General features: G+C 69.1%; 12 protein-coding genes. 7 read left to right on the plus strand and 5 right to left on the minus strand.

The window, feature by feature from the left end:
- Window positions 1-110: 110 nt before the first annotated feature.
- The 3 genes from BST28156_RS03375 to BST28156_RS03385 all read right to left on the minus strand — a co-directional run bounded on the left by BST28156_RS03375 (window position 111) and on the right by BST28156_RS03385 (window position 6114).
- Window positions 111-1436: a cell division protein ZipA C-terminal FtsZ-binding domain-containing protein gene (locus BST28156_RS03375; protein ID WP_174901482.1), complete on the minus strand. Its 1326-nt coding sequence runs from the start codon at window positions 1434-1436 to the stop codon at window positions 111-113.
- Between the two features lie 84 nt (window positions 1437-1520).
- Entirely contained in the window at window positions 1521-5033 is a 3513-nt protein-coding gene (gene smc / locus BST28156_RS03380; RefSeq protein ID WP_174901483.1) for a chromosome segregation protein SMC, read from the minus strand.
- A 139-nt stretch (window positions 5034-5172) separates the two neighbouring features.
- Entirely contained in the window at window positions 5173-6114 is a 942-nt protein-coding gene (locus BST28156_RS03385) for a DMT family transporter (RefSeq protein WP_059481221.1), read from the minus strand.
- Window positions 6115-6271: 157 nt separating this feature from the next.
- Here BST28156_RS03385 and dapC point away from each other — a divergent pair, with 157 nt between their 5' ends.
- The 6 genes from dapC (at window position 6272) to cls (ending at window position 12453) form a co-directional block, all read left to right on the plus strand.
- Window positions 6272-7504, plus strand: coding sequence for a succinyldiaminopimelate transaminase (dapC, locus tag BST28156_RS03390; protein ID WP_174901484.1), 1233 nt, complete (start codon window positions 6272-6274; stop codon window positions 7502-7504).
- Between the two features lie 44 nt (window positions 7505-7548).
- The gene (gene dapD / locus BST28156_RS03395) at window positions 7549-8376 is read left to right on the plus strand and encodes a 2,3,4,5-tetrahydropyridine-2,6-dicarboxylate N-succinyltransferase (protein WP_174901485.1); all 828 of its coding nucleotides are present in this window, start codon (window positions 7549-7551) and stop codon (window positions 8374-8376) included.
- On the plus strand, window positions 8376-8744 hold the full coding sequence (locus tag BST28156_RS03400; protein ID WP_009695701.1) for an ArsC family reductase: 369 nt from the start codon (window positions 8376-8378) through the stop codon (window positions 8742-8744). Before dapD ends, BST28156_RS03400 begins: the two co-directional genes overlap by 1 nt.
- 97 nt (window positions 8745-8841) lie before the next feature.
- Window positions 8842-9981 carry a succinyl-diaminopimelate desuccinylase gene (gene dapE, locus BST28156_RS03405; RefSeq protein WP_009695702.1) on the plus strand — a complete coding sequence of 380 codons (1140 nt, stop codon included), beginning with the start codon at window positions 8842-8844 and terminating at the stop codon, window positions 9979-9981.
- An 11-nt stretch (window positions 9982-9992) separates the two neighbouring features.
- The gene (gene prmB, locus BST28156_RS03410) at window positions 9993-10901 is read left to right on the plus strand and encodes a 50S ribosomal protein L3 N(5)-glutamine methyltransferase (RefSeq protein ID WP_060239981.1); all 909 of its coding nucleotides are present in this window, start codon (window positions 9993-9995) and stop codon (window positions 10899-10901) included.
- Between the two features lie 112 nt (window positions 10902-11013).
- Window positions 11014-12453, plus strand: coding sequence for a cardiolipin synthase (cls, locus tag BST28156_RS03415; RefSeq protein WP_174901486.1), 1440 nt, complete (start codon window positions 11014-11016; stop codon window positions 12451-12453).
- 45 nt (window positions 12454-12498) lie between these two features.
- Here cls and BST28156_RS03420 read toward each other — a convergent pair whose 3' ends face one another.
- Window positions 12499-12978, minus strand: coding sequence for a glutathione peroxidase (locus tag BST28156_RS03420; protein ID WP_060239975.1), 480 nt, complete (start codon window positions 12976-12978; stop codon window positions 12499-12501).
- Between the two features lie 135 nt (window positions 12979-13113).
- Here BST28156_RS03420 and BST28156_RS03425 point away from each other — a divergent pair, with 135 nt between their 5' ends.
- Window positions 13114-15045: an ATP-binding cassette domain-containing protein gene (locus BST28156_RS03425; protein ID WP_174901487.1), complete on the plus strand. Its 1932-nt coding sequence runs from the start codon at window positions 13114-13116 to the stop codon at window positions 15043-15045.
- A gap of 176 nt (window positions 15046-15221) precedes the next feature.
- Here the strand turns inward: BST28156_RS03425 and BST28156_RS03430 are convergent, their stop codons facing one another.
- The gene (locus BST28156_RS03430; RefSeq protein WP_060239971.1) at window positions 15222-15488 is read right to left on the minus strand and encodes a DUF2866 domain-containing protein; all 267 of its coding nucleotides are present in this window, start codon (window positions 15486-15488) and stop codon (window positions 15222-15224) included.
- Between the last annotated feature and the right edge of the window lie 54 nt (window positions 15489-15542).

A 15542-nucleotide genomic window follows, 5' to 3' on the forward strand; every position in this document is an offset into this window, starting at 1 on the left:
CATGGCGGGGGCGCGCAATCGGCACGCGCAAGGCTCGTTGCAGTGCCGCATGCGCGGTTCGGCGCAGTCGCGGGCAACGCCGGCCGAAGCCCGCCGCCCGCGCGTTCGCGTTACTGGCTGAAGAGGCGGCGCGTGACCGGCGAACCGGCCGGAATGCCCGCCTGCTCGAGCTTCGCGTACAGCTTCATCAGCTGCTGCTCGATCGCGAGCAGCGTCGACTCCGGCAGCGGCCGGCGCGAGTCGTCGACGACGCGCGCGCCGATCCGCTCGGACAGCGACTTCGCGTAATCGCACATCAGCCGGAACGGCAGGATGTCCTCTTCGGCGACCGGCACGTCGAGCACCAGCGTGATCATGTTGCCGCCCTTGTACGTCAGGTCGTCGCGCAGGAAGTTCGTGTCGCCGAACTGCAGCATGAACACCGGGTTCTGCTTCGCGTCGAGCTTCACGAAGCGCGTGCCGTCGCGCGACAGCAGCAGCCCGTCCTGCGATGCGACGGCCTGCACGTAGTTCGCCGACCACGGCGCGCCGTCCGACATCACGTTGATCGACAGTTGCGCGTCGCACTGCGCCGCGAAGCCGTCGAGTTCGCGCGCCATCGCGACGGTTTCCATCATGTCCGGGAATTCGGGCGCGCCGTCGATCGCGTCGGCGAACTGCTGGACGCCCGTCACGAATTCGGAGAACTCGAGTTCGTTCAGCGCGCCGCTGCGGTTCGCGAGCTGGGCGGCCGCACGCAGTTCCTCGTAGCGCACGCCGTTTTGCAGCAGTTCCCAGTGGCCGCCCTCCGGCTTGCCTTCGATATGCACCGGCTTGCTGCCCGCGCGGCGCAGCCGCTGCGCGACGGGCAGGATCTTGTCGCCCGGCAGCGGCGCGCCGAGGCGGATCGGCACGATGCAGTCGATGCGGCGATCGACGACGGTCGGCGGCGCCGACGAAATCGTCGTCGCGGCCGGCAGCACCGGCTCGGCACGCTCGGCGGAGCCGGCCGATGCCGGCTGCTCCGCCGGTGCCGCGCTTTCGCCGTCGGCGGCCGGTTCCGTCGATTCGGCCGGCTCGACCGAATGCGTCGACTCGGCCGCGGCCGGTTCGGCCGTATCGACCGGCACGTCGCTGCCCGTCGCCTCGGCCTGCAGGTCAGCCGGCGTGTCGGCCGGCGCGGCGCCGCCGAACGTCGGCTCGACGCGCGCGGCTTCGACCGGCGCGCTGCCGGCGGCCGCAGGCGCGGCGGGCTCGCGCCGCACGGGCTGGCGAACCGGCTCGATGAACGGCCGGTCCTCGTCGCGCTCAGGGCGATTCATCGCCTCCGCCGCCTCTTCCGGCATCGGCCGCGGCATCCTGCGCCGCACCTTCGCGCCCTGCCATGCGTTGTAGACCACGACGCCGCCCACCACGACGGCGCCCGCGCCGATCAAACCGAGTGTCAACTCGTCCATGCACGCTCCATCAGCAATTCTTCTGATCGGATCCGCGAACGGGCGCCCATGCGCCGCGCGCCCGCGGTCCGGTTTCGTCAAACGTCAATTCTGGGCAAAACCCGCGGCGGTTTCCATGTCCACCGCGACGATCCGCGACACGCCCTGCTCCTGCATCGTCACGCCGATCAGCTGCTGCGCCATCTCCATCGCGATCTTGTTGTGCGAAATGAACAGGAACTGCGTCTTGTCGGACATCGCGCGCACCAGATTCGCGAAACGCTCGGTGTTCGCGTCGTCGAGCGGCGCGTCGACCTCGTCGAGCAGACAGAACGGCGCCGGGTTCAGCTGGAACATCGCGAACACCAGCGCGGTGGCCGTCAGCGCCTTCTCGCCGCCCGACAGCAGGTGAATCGTCGCGTTCTTCTTGCCGGGCGGCTGCGCCATCACCTGCACGCCGGCATCGAGAATCTCGTCGCCCGTCATGATCAGCTTCGCCTGCCCGCCGCCGAACAGGCGCGGGAACAGATCGCTGAAATGACGGTTGACCTCGTCGAAGGTTCCCTGCAGCAGCGTGCGGGTTTCCTGGTCGATCTTGTGGATCGCGTCCTCGAGCGTCGTGATCGCGTCGGTCAGGTCGGCCGACTGCGCGTCGAGGAACACCTTGCGCTCGCTCGCGGCCTTCAGCTCGTCGAGCGCGGCCATGTTCACCGGGCCGAGCGCATTGATCGCGTTGTTCAGGCGCGTGACCTCGCCCTGCAGGTACGATGGCTTCAGGTCCGGCGTCAGCTTCTCGCGCAGCGCTGCCTCGTCGACCTCGGCCGCCGCGAGCTGCTCGGCGAACTGCTCGACGGACAGGCGCGCGGCCTGCTCCTTCAGCTGCAGCTCGGTGATGCGGTCGCGCAGCGGTTGCAGCGAACGCTCGGCGACCAGGCGCTGCTCGTCCGACGCACGCAGCTTCGACGTCAGGTCGTCGAGCTCGATGCGTGCGGCCTGCAGCGCCTCCTCCTTCACCGCGCGAATCTCGAGCGCGTCCTGCAGCCCCGTGTGCGCGGTCTGCTCGTTGATCGTCTCGAGTTCGGCGCGCGCGTCTTCCAACGATGCTGCGACCCGCTCGCTCTGCTCGTGTGCGACCTGGATGCTGCGCTTCAGCTCGTCGATCCGGGTCGCCGCGTTGCGCGCGGCGAAGCGGGCGTCGTTCGCGCCGCGCTCGAGATCGCGCGCCTGCTGGCGCGCCTGCGTCAGCGACTCGTCGAGCGCCTCGAACGCGAGCTGGTTGTCCTCGAAGCGCGCCTGCAATTCCGCGAGCTCGCCGTCGAAGCGCTCGAAATTCGCTTCTGACTCCGCGCGCAGCGCGCGCTGCTCGTCGATCTGCGCGCCGATTTCCTCGAGTTCCTCGCGGATCTGCGTGCTGCGCTGCGTGTAGCGTTCGTGCGCCTGCGCGAGCTTCAGCACGTCCATCTGCAGCGCATGCACGCGCTGCGTCGCGCGTTCGGCCTGCGCACGCACGTCGCCGAGCGCCTGCGTGGCCTGCGTATGCGCGGCTTCGGCGCGCACCGCCGCGGTGCGCGCCTCGTCGGCGAGCAGCGCCTGCGCGCGCACCTGGCGCGTCAGGTTCTCGATTTCCTGCTGGCGGGCCAGCATCCCGGCCTGCTCCGAATCGGCCGCGTACAGCTGCACGCCGACGCGCGTGACGATATGGCCGGCCTTCACGACGAACGCGCCGCCTGCCGGCAGCTGCGTGCGCGTCGCGAGCGCCTGCGCGACGTCGTCGGCGACGTACACGTTGCCGAGCCAGTCGTTCAGCACCGCACGGATGCCCGCATCGTCGATGCGCACCAGCGACAGCACGGGGCGCAGCCCGGACACCGCCGCGGCCGGCTCGCCGGCGGCCGGCGGCGCGTAGAACGCGAGCTTCGCGGGCGGCGCGTCGGTCGCGAACGCCTTCACCCAGTCGAGATTCGACACCTCGAGCGCGGCGAGGCGCTCGCGCAGCACCGCTTCGAGCGCCGCTTCCCAGCCCGGCTCGACGTGCAGCTTCTTCCACAGACGCGGCAGCGCGCCGAGCTCGTGCTTGTCGAGCCACGGCTGCACCTTGCCTTCCGTCTGCACGTTTTCCTGCAGCTGCTTCAGTGCGGCGAGGCGCGCCTCGAGCTGGTGGATCTGCGCGCTTTCGGCCTGCACGCGCTCCTGCGCGGCGCGGCGCTCGCCGTCGAGGCGCGGCACCGTCTCCTGCGCGTCGGCGAGGCGCGCCTGCGCTTCGGCCAGGATTTCCTCCTGCTCGGCGAGCTGCATGCGCAGTTCCTCGAGCTGCGCCTCGTCCGGCGCGTCGAGCCCGCCCGCTTCGGCCTTCAGCCGTTCGTGACGCTGCTGCAGCTGCTGCAGCTGCTGGTCGGCGTTGCGCTGGTGCGCGGCCTCGAGCTTAAGCGACTGTTCGGTCTGCGCGATCCGCGCGCGCTCGTCGTTGAGCTGCGCTTGCGCATCGCGCCACTTCGCCTCGAGCGCCGGCAGCGCGTCGTGCTTGGCCGCTGCGTCGTCTTCGGCGAGCGCGGCCTTCTCGTCGGCCATCGCGCGCGCCTCTTCGGCTGCCTCGAGTTCGTCCTGCGACTTCTCGGCCTGCGCGCGCCACTGCTCGCGCTGCGCGTTCAGCGCGGCGATCTGCGCCTGCACGCGGTTGCGCGATTCGACGATGAACTTGATCTCCGCCTCGAGGCGGCTGACTTCGGCGTTCGCCTCGTACAGCGCGCCCTGTGCGCCCTGCATCGCGTCGCTCGCCGCGTAGTGCGCGACGCGCAGCGTCTCGAGCTGCGACTCGACTTCGCGCAGCTTCGCGGTCTGCGCCTCGAGGTCGATCTGCGCCTGCTCGATCGCGCGCTGCTGCTTTTGCTGCTCGCCGGCGGCCTCGTTCTTGCGCAGCAGCCACAGCAGGCGCTGCTTCTCCTCGCCGTCGGCGACGAGTTCCTTGTACCTGGTCGCAACGACCGCCTGCGCCTCGAGCTTCTCGAGGTTCGCGCCGAGCTCGCGGATGATGTCCTCGACGCGCGTCAGGTTCTCGCGCGTGTCGTGCAGGCGGTTCTCGGTCTCGCGGCGGCGCTCCTTGTACTTCGACACGCCCGCGGCTTCCTCGAGGAACACGCGCAGCTCCTCGGGCTTCGCCTCGATGATCCGCGCGATCATGCCCTGTCCGATGATCGCGTACGCGCGCGGGCCGAGGCCGGTGCCGAGGAAGATGTCCTGGATGTCGCGGCGGCGCGCCGGCAGGTTGTTGATGTAGTAGCTCGACGTGCCGTCGCGCGTCAGCACGCGCTTCACGGCGATCTCGCCATACTGGCCCCACTGCCCGGCCGCGCGGCCGTCGGAGTTGTCGAAGATCAGCTCGACGCTCGCCCGGCTGCCGGGCTTGCGGGCGGTCGAGCCGTTGAAGATCACGTCCTGCATCGACTCGCCGCGCAGCTCGGAGGCACGCGACTCGCCGAGCACCCAGCGCACGGCGTCGATGATGTTGGACTTGCCGCACCCGTTCGGGCCGACCACGCCGACAAGCTGGCCCGGAACCTGGAAATGCGTGGGATCGACGAAGGATTTGAAGCCAGCGAGTTTGATCGAGCTCAGACGCACGGCGGTATCGGATGTGAAGAAGAGGTGAAACGAACAGCGGCGCGCGACGCCGGACCTGACGGCCCGTTCGCGCCGCGCGCCTCCGGAATTCAAAAACGGGGCCGCGCACTCAAGCGTTGGGCCCCGCAAACGGCTTCAATCATACCATCGCGCGTGCGCCGTCCTGACCGTCGCCGGGTTTGCCCTGCGCGGGCGCCGAGCGGTGGACCCGGCTCGACAGCAGCGTCGCGAGCACGATGCACGCACCGCCCGCCCACTCGCGCGCGCTCGGCAGCTCGTGCGCGAACACCCACGCCGACAGCGCGGTGATCACGATCTCGAACAGCATGATGATCGACGCGCGGTTGGCCGGCACGCGCGCAAGCCCGTACTGCACCAGCAGGTTGTTCGACGCCATCGTCACGCCGATCGCGACGACGATCAGCGCTGCGACGCCGAGCTGGCCGCCCGCCGGCACGGCCGGCAGCCCTTCGAACAGCGACGCGACCGCGCCGAACACGGCCGCGCCGCCGAACAGCGTCGCGGTGCGCATCTCGGCGCGCATCTCCGGCAGCTCGCGGCTCGCCTTGATCACCAGCACGTTGCTCATCGCGAAGCTCAGCCCGGCGGCCAGCCCCGCCCATTCGGCCGGGTTGGCCGGCAGCGGCATGCCGAGCTGCGGCGACCACAGCATCAGCATCGCGCCGCCGATCGACAGCGCCGCGAGCCCGGCGCCGGCCCAGGTCAGCCGCTCGCGCAGCAGGAAGTGCGCATAGATCGCGGTCCACGCGGGCGTCAGGTAGAACAGCAGCATCACGCGCAGCACCTCGCCGTGGATCGTGCCCCATACGAAGCCGAGGTTCGTCACGCCGGCCGTCACCGCGATCCCGGGCAGCACCCAGTGCCAGCGCAGCGTCGCGATGGTGCGGTGCCGCGCGACGATCACGAACAGGAACGCGACGACGCTCGTCAGCGCGCTCGCCAGCGTGCCCGTCACGCCGAGCGACGCGAGGATCCGCAGCGGATACCAGATCAGGCCCCATACCGAAGCGCCGATCAGGATCGCCAGTGTCGGCAGGCTGCCGCGTACCGCGTTATTCATTTGGTTCGATACCCTTTATTCGTCCGGCCGGCCGCCGTTCCGGCAGGCCGTGACCGCATTCCGTCACGTTATAATCGTCGGCTGCGACTCGCGCGCCGCCGGCGCCCGTTCGCAGCCGCGCGGCGCGCCGCCGCTCCTTTCGCTCCAACCGGCCGCGATGGCCGCTTCGCCCGTGAACCCTCGACTCGACTCGCTCCAGCCCTATCCCTTCGAAAAGCTGCGCGCCCTGTTCAAGGACGTGACACCCCAGGCCGGCCTGAAACCGATCAGCTTCGGCATCGGCGAGCCCAAGCATCCGACCCCGGCGCTGATCCGCGACGCGGTGGTGGCCGCGCTCGACGGCCTCGCCGCGTATCCGGCCACGGCCGGCTCGGACGCGCTGCGCACGTCGATCGCACGCTGGCTCGAACGCCGCTACGGGCTGCCGGCGATCGACGCGGCCACGCAGGTGCTGCCCGTGTCGGGATCGCGCGAGGCGCTGTTCTCGCTCGCGCAGACGGTGATCGACGCGCGTCCGGCCGAAAGCGGCAAGAAAGCGATCGTACTCTGTCCGAATCCGTTCTATCAAATTTACGAAGGCGCGGCGCTGCTGGCCGGCGCCGAGCCCTACTTCGCGAACAGCGATCCGGCCCGCAACTTCGCGTGCGACTACGCGGCCGTGCCCGACGAAGTCTGGGCGCGCACCCAGCTGCTGTACGTCTGCTCGCCCGGCAACCCGACCGGCGCGGTGCTGACGCTCGACGACTGGCGCGAGCTGTTCGCGCTGTCGGACCGCCACGGCTTCGTGATCGCGTCCGACGAGTGCTATTCGGAAATCTACTTCGACGAGGCCGCGCCGCCGCTCGGCGGCCTCGAGGCCGCGCACCGCCTCGGCCGCGGCTTCGAGCGCCTGGTGATGCTGTCGAGCCTGTCGAAGCGCTCGAACGTGCCGGGCATGCGCTCGGGCTTCGTCGCCGGCGACGCGGCGCTGCTGAAGAAATTCCTGCTGTACCGCACGTACCACGGCGCGGCGCTGTCGCCCGTGTGGCAGCACGCGAGCATCGCCGCGTGGAACGACGAGGCGCACGTGCGCGAGAACCGCGCGCTGTATCTGCAGAAATTCAACACCGTGACGCCGATGCTCGCCGACGTGATCGACGTGAAGCTGCCGGACGCCGCGTTCTACCTGTGGGCGAACGTCGCGCGCACCGGCCTGTCGGACACCGAGTTCGCCCGCCGCCTGTACGCCGACTATAATGTGACGGTTCTGCCCGGCTCGTACCTGGCGCGCGACGCGCACGGCACGAATCCGGGCCGCGATTTCATCCGGATCGCGCTCGTCGCGGGCACCCCCGAATGCGTCGAGGGCGCGCAACGCATCGTCGATTTCTGCCGCGGTCTCGCGCGGTAATCGTCCTTCCCGATCAATTCCATCCATCTCCTGCGAAAACGAACATGTCGCAACAACTTCAGCAAATCATCGATACCGCCTGGGAAAACCGCGCCGAGCTGTCGCCGAAGGCCGCGCCCGCCGAAGTCCGCGAAGCCGTCGCTCACGCGATCGAGCAACTCGACAAGGGTGCGCTGCGCGTCGCCGAGAAAATCGACAGCAACTGGACCGTGCACCAGTGGCTGAAGAAGGCCGTGCTGCTGTCGTTCCGCCTGGAGGACAACGCGCCGATGCCGGCCGGCGGCTACTCGCAGTTCTACGACAAGGTGCCGTCGAAGTTCGCGAACTACACGGCCGAAGACTTCGCCGCGGGCGGCTTCCGCGTCGTGCCGCCGGCGATCGCGCGCCGCGGCTCGTTCATCGCGAAGAACGTCGTGCTGATGCCGTCGTACACGAACATCGGCGCCTACGTGGACGAAGGCACGATGGTCGACACGTGGGCCACGGTCGGCTCGTGCGCGCAGATCGGCAAGAACGTGCACCTGTCGGGCGGCGTCGGCATCGGCGGCGTGCTCGAGCCGCTGCAGGCGAACCCCGTCATCATCGAGGACAACTGCTTCATCGGCGCGCGCTCGGAAGTCGTCGAAGGCGTGATCGTCGAGGAAAACTCGGTGATCTCGATGGGCGTGTACCTCGGCCAGAGCACCAAGATCTACGATCGCGAAACCGGCGAAGTCAGCTACGGCCGCATCCCGGCCGGCTCGGTCGTGGTCGCGGGCAACCTGCCGTCGAAGGACGGCACGCACAGCCTGTACTGCGCGGTGATCGTCAAGAAGGTCGACGCGAAGACGCGCGCGAAGGTCGGCCTGAACGAGCTGCTGCGAGGCGACTGATGGCCAAGCCGCGCACCGTGGTCGTCTACGGCATTCCGAACTGCGACACCGTGAAGAAAGCCCGTGTGTGGCTCGACGATCACGGCGTCGAGTTCGAGTTCCACGATTTCAAGAAGGCCGGCGTCAGCGCGCCGCTGATCGAGGACTGGCTGAAGGACGTCTCGCTCGACGCGCTCGTCAACAAGCGCGGCACCACGTGGCGCGGCCTCGACGACGCCATGAAGGCCGCCGCGGAAACGCAGGCCGGCGCGGTCGCGCTGATGATCCACAAGCCGTCGGTCATCAAGCGCCCCGTGCTCGTCGTCAACGGTCGCGTGAAATCGCTCGGCTTCGCGGCCGACCAGTACGCGGCGCTGTTCGCCGCGTAGCGGCGCCCGCGCGGCGCGGCGTGTGTTCTCGCAGCGCCCGACGTCTCATCGCTGCCGGCCACCGCGCCGGCATTTTTTATCGAAAGTGGTCCGAACCATGTCCGCCACCCTAGCCCTTACCGAACAACTGATCGCCCGCGCGTCCGTCACGCCGGACGACCAGCATTGCCAGCAGATCATGACCGAGCGCCTCGCCGCGCTCGGTTTCGCATGCGAGACCATCGCGTCGCACGGCGTGACCAACCTGTGGGCCGTCAAGCGCGGCGCCGACGGCCGCGACGGCAAGCTGCTCGCGTTCGCGGGCCACACCGACGTCGTGCCGACCGGCCCGCTCGAGCAGTGGACTTCGCCGCCGTTCATCCCCGCGCATCGCGACGGCAAGCTGTACGGCCGCGGCGCGGCCGACATGAAGACCTCGCTCGCGGCATTCGTCGTCGCCGCCGAGGAATTCGTCGCCGCGCATCCCGGCCACCGCGGCGCGATCGCGTTCCTGATCACGAGCGACGAGGAAGGCCCGGCCACCGACGGCACCGTGAAGGTCGTCGAACTGCTCGAGGCGCGCGGCGAACGCGTCGACTACTGCATCGTCGGCGAGCCGACGTCGACCGCCGAGCTCGGCGACGTCGTCAAGAACGGCCGCCGCGGCTCGATGTCGGGCGAGCTGATCGTCAAGGGCGTGCAGGGCCACATCGCGTATCCGCATCTCGCGAAGAACCCGATCCACCTGCTCGCGCCGGCGCTGGCCGAGCTCGCCGCCGAACGGTGGGACGAAGGCAACGAATACTTCCCGCCGACCACCTGGCAGGTGTCGAACCTGCACGCGGGCACCGGCGCGACCAACGTGATTCCCGGCCACGCCGAGCTGCTGTTCAACTTCCGCTTCTCGACGGCCAGCACGGTCGAAGGCCTGCAGGCGCGCGTGCACGCGATCCTCGACAAGCACGGCCTCGACTACACGCTGAAGTGGTCGGTGAGCGGCCTGCCGTTCCTGACGCCGCGCGGCGAGCTGTCGAACGCGCTGTCGAATGCGATCCACGCCGAGACGGGCCTCACGACCGAGCTGTCGACGACGGGCGGCACCTCGGACGGCCGCTTCATCGCGCGCATCTGCCCGCAGGTGATCGAGTTCGGCCCGCCGAACGGCAGCATTCACAAGATCGACGAGCACATCGAGTTGCGCTTCATCGACCCGCTGAAGAACGTGTACCGCCGCGTGCTTGAACAACTGATCGCCTGACGGAGCCTCGCATGACGACACCTTTTGCAACCGTTCGCGACCTGCTGCGCTACGCGGTCACGCGCTTCTCCAAGGCGAAGCTCGCGTTCGGCCACGGTTCGGACAACGCGTACGACGAAGCGGCCTACCTGGTGCTGCGCACGCTCGACCTGCCGCTCGACACGCTCGAGCCGTTCCTCGACGCGCGCCTGCTGCCCGACGAGATCGAGGCCGTGCTCGCCGTGATCGAACGGCGCGCGACCGAGCGCGTGCCGGCCGCCTACCTCACGCACGAAGCGTGGATGCACGGCCACCGCTTCTACGTCGACGAGCGCGTGATCGTGCCGCGCTCGTTCATCGGCGAACTGCTCGACGACGGGCTACAGCCGTATGTTGCCGATCCCGAGCAGGTCGGCGCGGTGCTCGAACTGTGCACGGGCTCCGGCTGCCTCGCGATCCTCGCGGCGAGCGCGTTCCCGAACGCCGAGATCGACGCGGTCGACCTGTCCGACAAGGCGCTCGAAGTCGCCGCGATCAACGTGCACGACTACGGCCTCGACGACCGCATCACGCTGCACCGCGGCGACCTTTACGCGCCGCTGCCCGCGTTCCGCGCCGAACCCGACGCGCGCTACGACGTGATCCTGACCAACCCGCCGTACGTGAATGCCGCGTCGATGGCCGCGCTGCCGCCCGAATACCGGCACGAGCCCGAGATGGCGCTGGCCGGCGGCGACGACGGGATGGACATCGTGCGCCGCATCGTCGCCGACGCGCACCGCTGGCTGCATGACGACGGCGTGCTCGTCGTCGAAATCGGCAACGAGCGCGAACACGTCGAAGCCGCGTTCGGCGGCCTCGAGCTCACATGGCTGCCCACCAGCGCGGGCGAAGACAGCGTGTTCCTGATCCAGGCATCGGACCTGCCCCGCAAGGCCTGACGGGCGCCGGCACCGTTGCGTGCGGCGCAGCACACCGCTGCGCCGCACGGTTGGGTAAGATGCGCGTAAGCGGCCGCCGCGCCGCACGATTTCAGGAGTCCGTCACGCGCCTATGACCCTCGACTGGCTACACCTCGGCACGCTGATCCTGGCCGTCCACGTGCTCGGGATCATCGCGGCATGCCACGCGATCCTGAACACGCGCACCTCGCAAGGCGCGATCGCATGGGCGGTCTCGCTCGCCGCGATGCCGTACCTGACGCTCATCCCCTACCTGTTCCTCGGCCGCAGCAAGTTCTCCGGCTACGTCGACGCGCGCCGCCACGAGACGGAAGCGCTGCGCACGCACACGCCGCGTGCGCCGTGGCTCGATGCGGACGCAACCGACGGGCCGGCCGGCGACGCACTCGGCCGGTCGGCGGTGCTTGCGCTCACGCGGCTCGGCGGCATGCCGTTCGTCGGCGGCAACGCGGTGCGCACGCTCGTCAACGGCGACGCGACGTTCTCGGCGATCCTGTCGGCGATCGACGCCGCGCGCGACTACGTGATCGTCCAGTTCTTCATCGTGCGCGACGACGCGCTCGGCCAGATGCTGCGTGACGCGCTGCTCGCGCGCGCGGCGGCCGGCGTGCGCTGCTATCTGCTGTACGACAGCATCGGCAGCTTCGATCTGCCGCACAGCTACGTCGACACGCTGCGCCGGGGCGGCGTGGAAGTCCATCCGTTCGCGACCAACCGCAAGTTCGTCAACCGCTTCCAGCTCAATTTCCGCAATCACCGCAAGATCGTCGTCGTCGACGGCAACCGCGCGTTCGTCGGCGGCCACAACGTCGGCGTCGAGTATCTCGGCGCGAAGCCGCGCCTGTCGCCGTGGCGCGACACCCACATCGAGATACGCGGGCCCGTCGTCGCGAGCATCCAGTACGTGTTCGCGGAAGACTGGCACTGGGCGACCCAGAACCTGCCGCCACTCGCCCCGCCGCCGGCCGCGCTGCCCGGCGACGGCATGCACTGCCTCGCGGTGCCGATGGGGCCGGCCGACAAGCAGGAGACCGGCTCGCTGTTCTTCGTCGAGGCGATCAATGCGGCGCGCGAGCGGGTATGGATCACCACGCCGTATCTGGTACCGGACGAAGCCGTGATCGCGGCGCTGAAGCTCGCGGTGATGCGCGGTGTCGACGTGCGCATCCTGATCCCGAGCCGGCGCGATCACTACGTCGTGTTCGAGGCGTCGAAGCTCTACGCGCGCGACCTCGTCGAGGCCGGCGTCAAGGTGTTCCGCTACCGGCCGGGCTTCCTGCACCAGAAAGTCGTGCTGGTCGACCGTATCGCGGCCGCGATCGGCAGCGCGAACCTCGACAACCGGTCGTTCCGGCTCAACTTCGAGATCATGGTGCTGACCGTCGACCGCGCGTTCGCCGACGAAGTCGAAGCAATGCTCGACGCCGACTTCGCGCAGGCGTACGAGGTCGACATGAACGAATACCGGCAATCGCCCGCGTGGCGCCGGATCGCGATGCACGTCGCGCGGTTATTTGCGCCGATTCTGTAGCGGCGGGTGGCGACGCGGGCCGCGCGATGGCGCCCGGCCCCGCCGTCACAGCAGCTTTTCGATATCCGCGGCGATCTCCTCGGGCTTGGTCGACGGCGCATAGCGCTTGACGATGCGCCCGTCGCGGTCGATCAGGAACTTCGTGAAATTCCATTTGATCGCCTTCAGGCCGAGGATGCCGGGCGCCTCGTCGGTCAGGTAGCGGTACAGCGGATGCGCGTGCTCGCCCTTCACGTCGATCTTCGCGAACATCGGAAACGTGACGCCGTAATTGCGCTCGCAGAACGCGCCGATCTGCGCGGCGTCGCCGGGTTCCTGCTTGCCGAACTGGTTGCACGGAAAACCGAGCACGAAGAAGCCGCGCGTCGCGTACTGGTCGTACAGCTTCTGCAGCCCCGCGTACTGCGGCGTGAAACCGCACTCGCTCGCGGTATTGACGATCAGCAGCACCTTGCCGCGATAGGCATCGAGCGACGCCGGCGCACCGGCGAGCGTCTGCGCGCTGAACGAATACAGGGTGGACATCGGATACTCCTTTTTCGAAACCGGATCGACGGGGAGTCTAGGCGAAATCGCGCCGGTGCGGCATCTGCCGGACGGCCGATGCGTGCGCGCACGGCGCGCGGTCTAGAATAGCGGTTTTGGCCAGTCATTTCCGCCGTGATCCGTTTCAATCAGTTCAGCCTTGCGCGCGGCACCAAGCCGCTGTTCGACTCGGCGTCGTTCGTGCTCAATCCCGGCGAGAAGGCCGGCCTGATCGGCGCGAACGGCGCCGGCAAGTCGACGCTGTTCGCGGTCCTGCGCGGCGAGCTGCACGCCGACGCCGGCGATTTCTCGATGCCGCCGTCGTGGCGGATCGCCCATGTGTCGCAGGAAACGCCGGCCGTCGATCGCTCCGCGCTCGACTACACGCTCGACGGCGACGCCGCGCTGCGCGAGATCGAGGCGCGCATCGCCGCCGCGTCGGCCGCCCATGACGGCGCGGCCGAGGCCGAAGCGCACGCGGCATTCGCCGACGCCGACGGCTACACCGCGCCCGCGCGCGGCGAGGCGCTGCTGCTCGGCCTCGGCTTCACGCTCGCGCAGACGCGCGAGAGCGTCGCGAGCTTCTCCGGCGGCTGGCGCATGCGCCTGAACCTCGCGCAGGCGCTGATGTGCCGCTCCGACCTGCTGCTGCTCGACGAACCGACCAACCACCTCGACCTCGACGCGATCGTCTGGCTGGAAGACTGGCTGCACCGCTACCCCGGCACGCTCGTCGTGATCTCGCACGATCGCGAATTCCTCGACTCGATCTGCAACGTCACGCTGCATCTCGAGAACCGCCAGGTGAAGCGCTACGGCGGCAACTACTCGCAGTTCGAAGTGCTGCGCGCGCAGCAGCTCGCGCTGCAGCAAAGCGCCTACGAAAAGCAGCAGAAGACGGTCGCGCACCTGCAGAGCTTCATCGACCGCTTCAAGGCCAAGGCGACCAAGGCCCGGCAGGCGCAGAGCCGGATGAAGGCGCTCGAGAAGATGGAGCTGATCGCGCCCGCGCACGTCGCGTCGCCGTTCACGTTCGAGTTCCGCACGCCCGACGCCGCGCCGAACCCGATGATGGTGATGGAAGACGTCCGCTGCGGCTACCGTGCCGACGACGGCGCGGAAATCCCGATCGTCGAGCGCGTCGCGCTGTCGATCCAGAACGGGCAGCGCATCGGCCTGCTCGGCGCGAACGGCCAGGGCAAGTCGACGCTGATCAAGACGCTGGCCGGCACGCTCGCGCCGCTGTCGGGGCAGGTGCGCGAAGGCAAGGGGCTGACGATCGGCTATTTCGCGCAGCATCAGCTCGAGACGCTGCGCGAGGACGATTCGCCGCTCGCGCATCTCGCGCGGCTCGCGCCCGACACGCGCGAGCAGGAGCTGCGCGACTTCCTCGGCGGCTTCAACTTCTCGGGCGACATGGCGACGAGCCCGGTCGGCCCGTTCTCGGGCGGCGAAAAGGCGCGTCTCGCGCTCGCGCTGATCATCTGGCAGAAGCCGAACCTGCTGCTGCTCGACGAACCGACCAACCACCTCGATCTCGAAACGCGCCACGCGCTGACGATGGCGCTCGCGCAGTTCGACGGCACGCTGATCCTCGTGTCGCACGACCGCCATCTGCTGCGCGCGACGACCGACCAGTTCATGCTCGTCGCGAAGCACCGGCTGCAGCCGTTCGACGGCGACCTCGACGATTACCGCGACTGGCTGCTGCAGCATGCGGCCGAGCAGCGCGCGGCCGCGAAGGCCGACGGCGCGGCCGAGTCCGGCGCCGGCCCGGCCGTCAACCGCAAGGACCAGAAGCGACAGGCGGCCGAGGAACGGCAGCGCCTGTCGCAGCTGAAGAAGCCGCTGCAGACACGCATCACGAAGCTCGAAAAGGAAATGGACGCGCTGCACGCGCAGAAGGCGCGCCTTGATGCGTTCGTCGCCGATCCGGCAAGCTACGAACCCGCGCGCAAGACCGAACTGACCGACGCGATCCGTACGCTCGGCGACGTCAACGCGCGGCTCGAAACGATCGAGGCGGACTGGCTCGCCGCGCAGGAGGAACTCGAGCAGATCGGCTGAGCGCGAGCGAGCGCGCGCGAGCGGCTGGCCGAGCCGCGCCGGTCAAGACGCGCCGCCGTTGCGGCATTTCCGCGCGCGCACCGCACCGCGAAGCGCCGCCACCCCGCCAGATGCGACAAGGCCGGGCACATCGTCCCGGCCTGCTGTATCTCGTTCGCGGCCCGTCGGCCGCCGGCTCAGCGCCGCGGCAGCGTATCGCGCGGCATCTGCTCGTCGTCGCCCATCAAATGCCGGCGCCCTTCGGTCGGCCGGCGGATCGCCGCGGCGACTTCCGCCTCGGTCACGTGCTCCGACACGACGCGGCGCGCCAGCCGCCCTTCCGAATCGATCCACTCGACGATCCGGCATCCGCCGCCCCACGGCTGGCGGATCGGCTCTGACACGCGGCAGCCGCGCAGGTTGTACACGCGTGCGTCCGGCGCCTGCCCATACGATTTCAACATAGCTTCCCTTCACGATGCGCGGTTCGACAATCCGGCAAAGGATAGGGAAAAGCA

The organism is Burkholderia pseudomultivorans (assembly GCF_902499075.1).
GTDB classification, from domain to species: domain Bacteria; phylum Pseudomonadota; class Gammaproteobacteria; order Burkholderiales; family Burkholderiaceae; genus Burkholderia; species Burkholderia pseudomultivorans.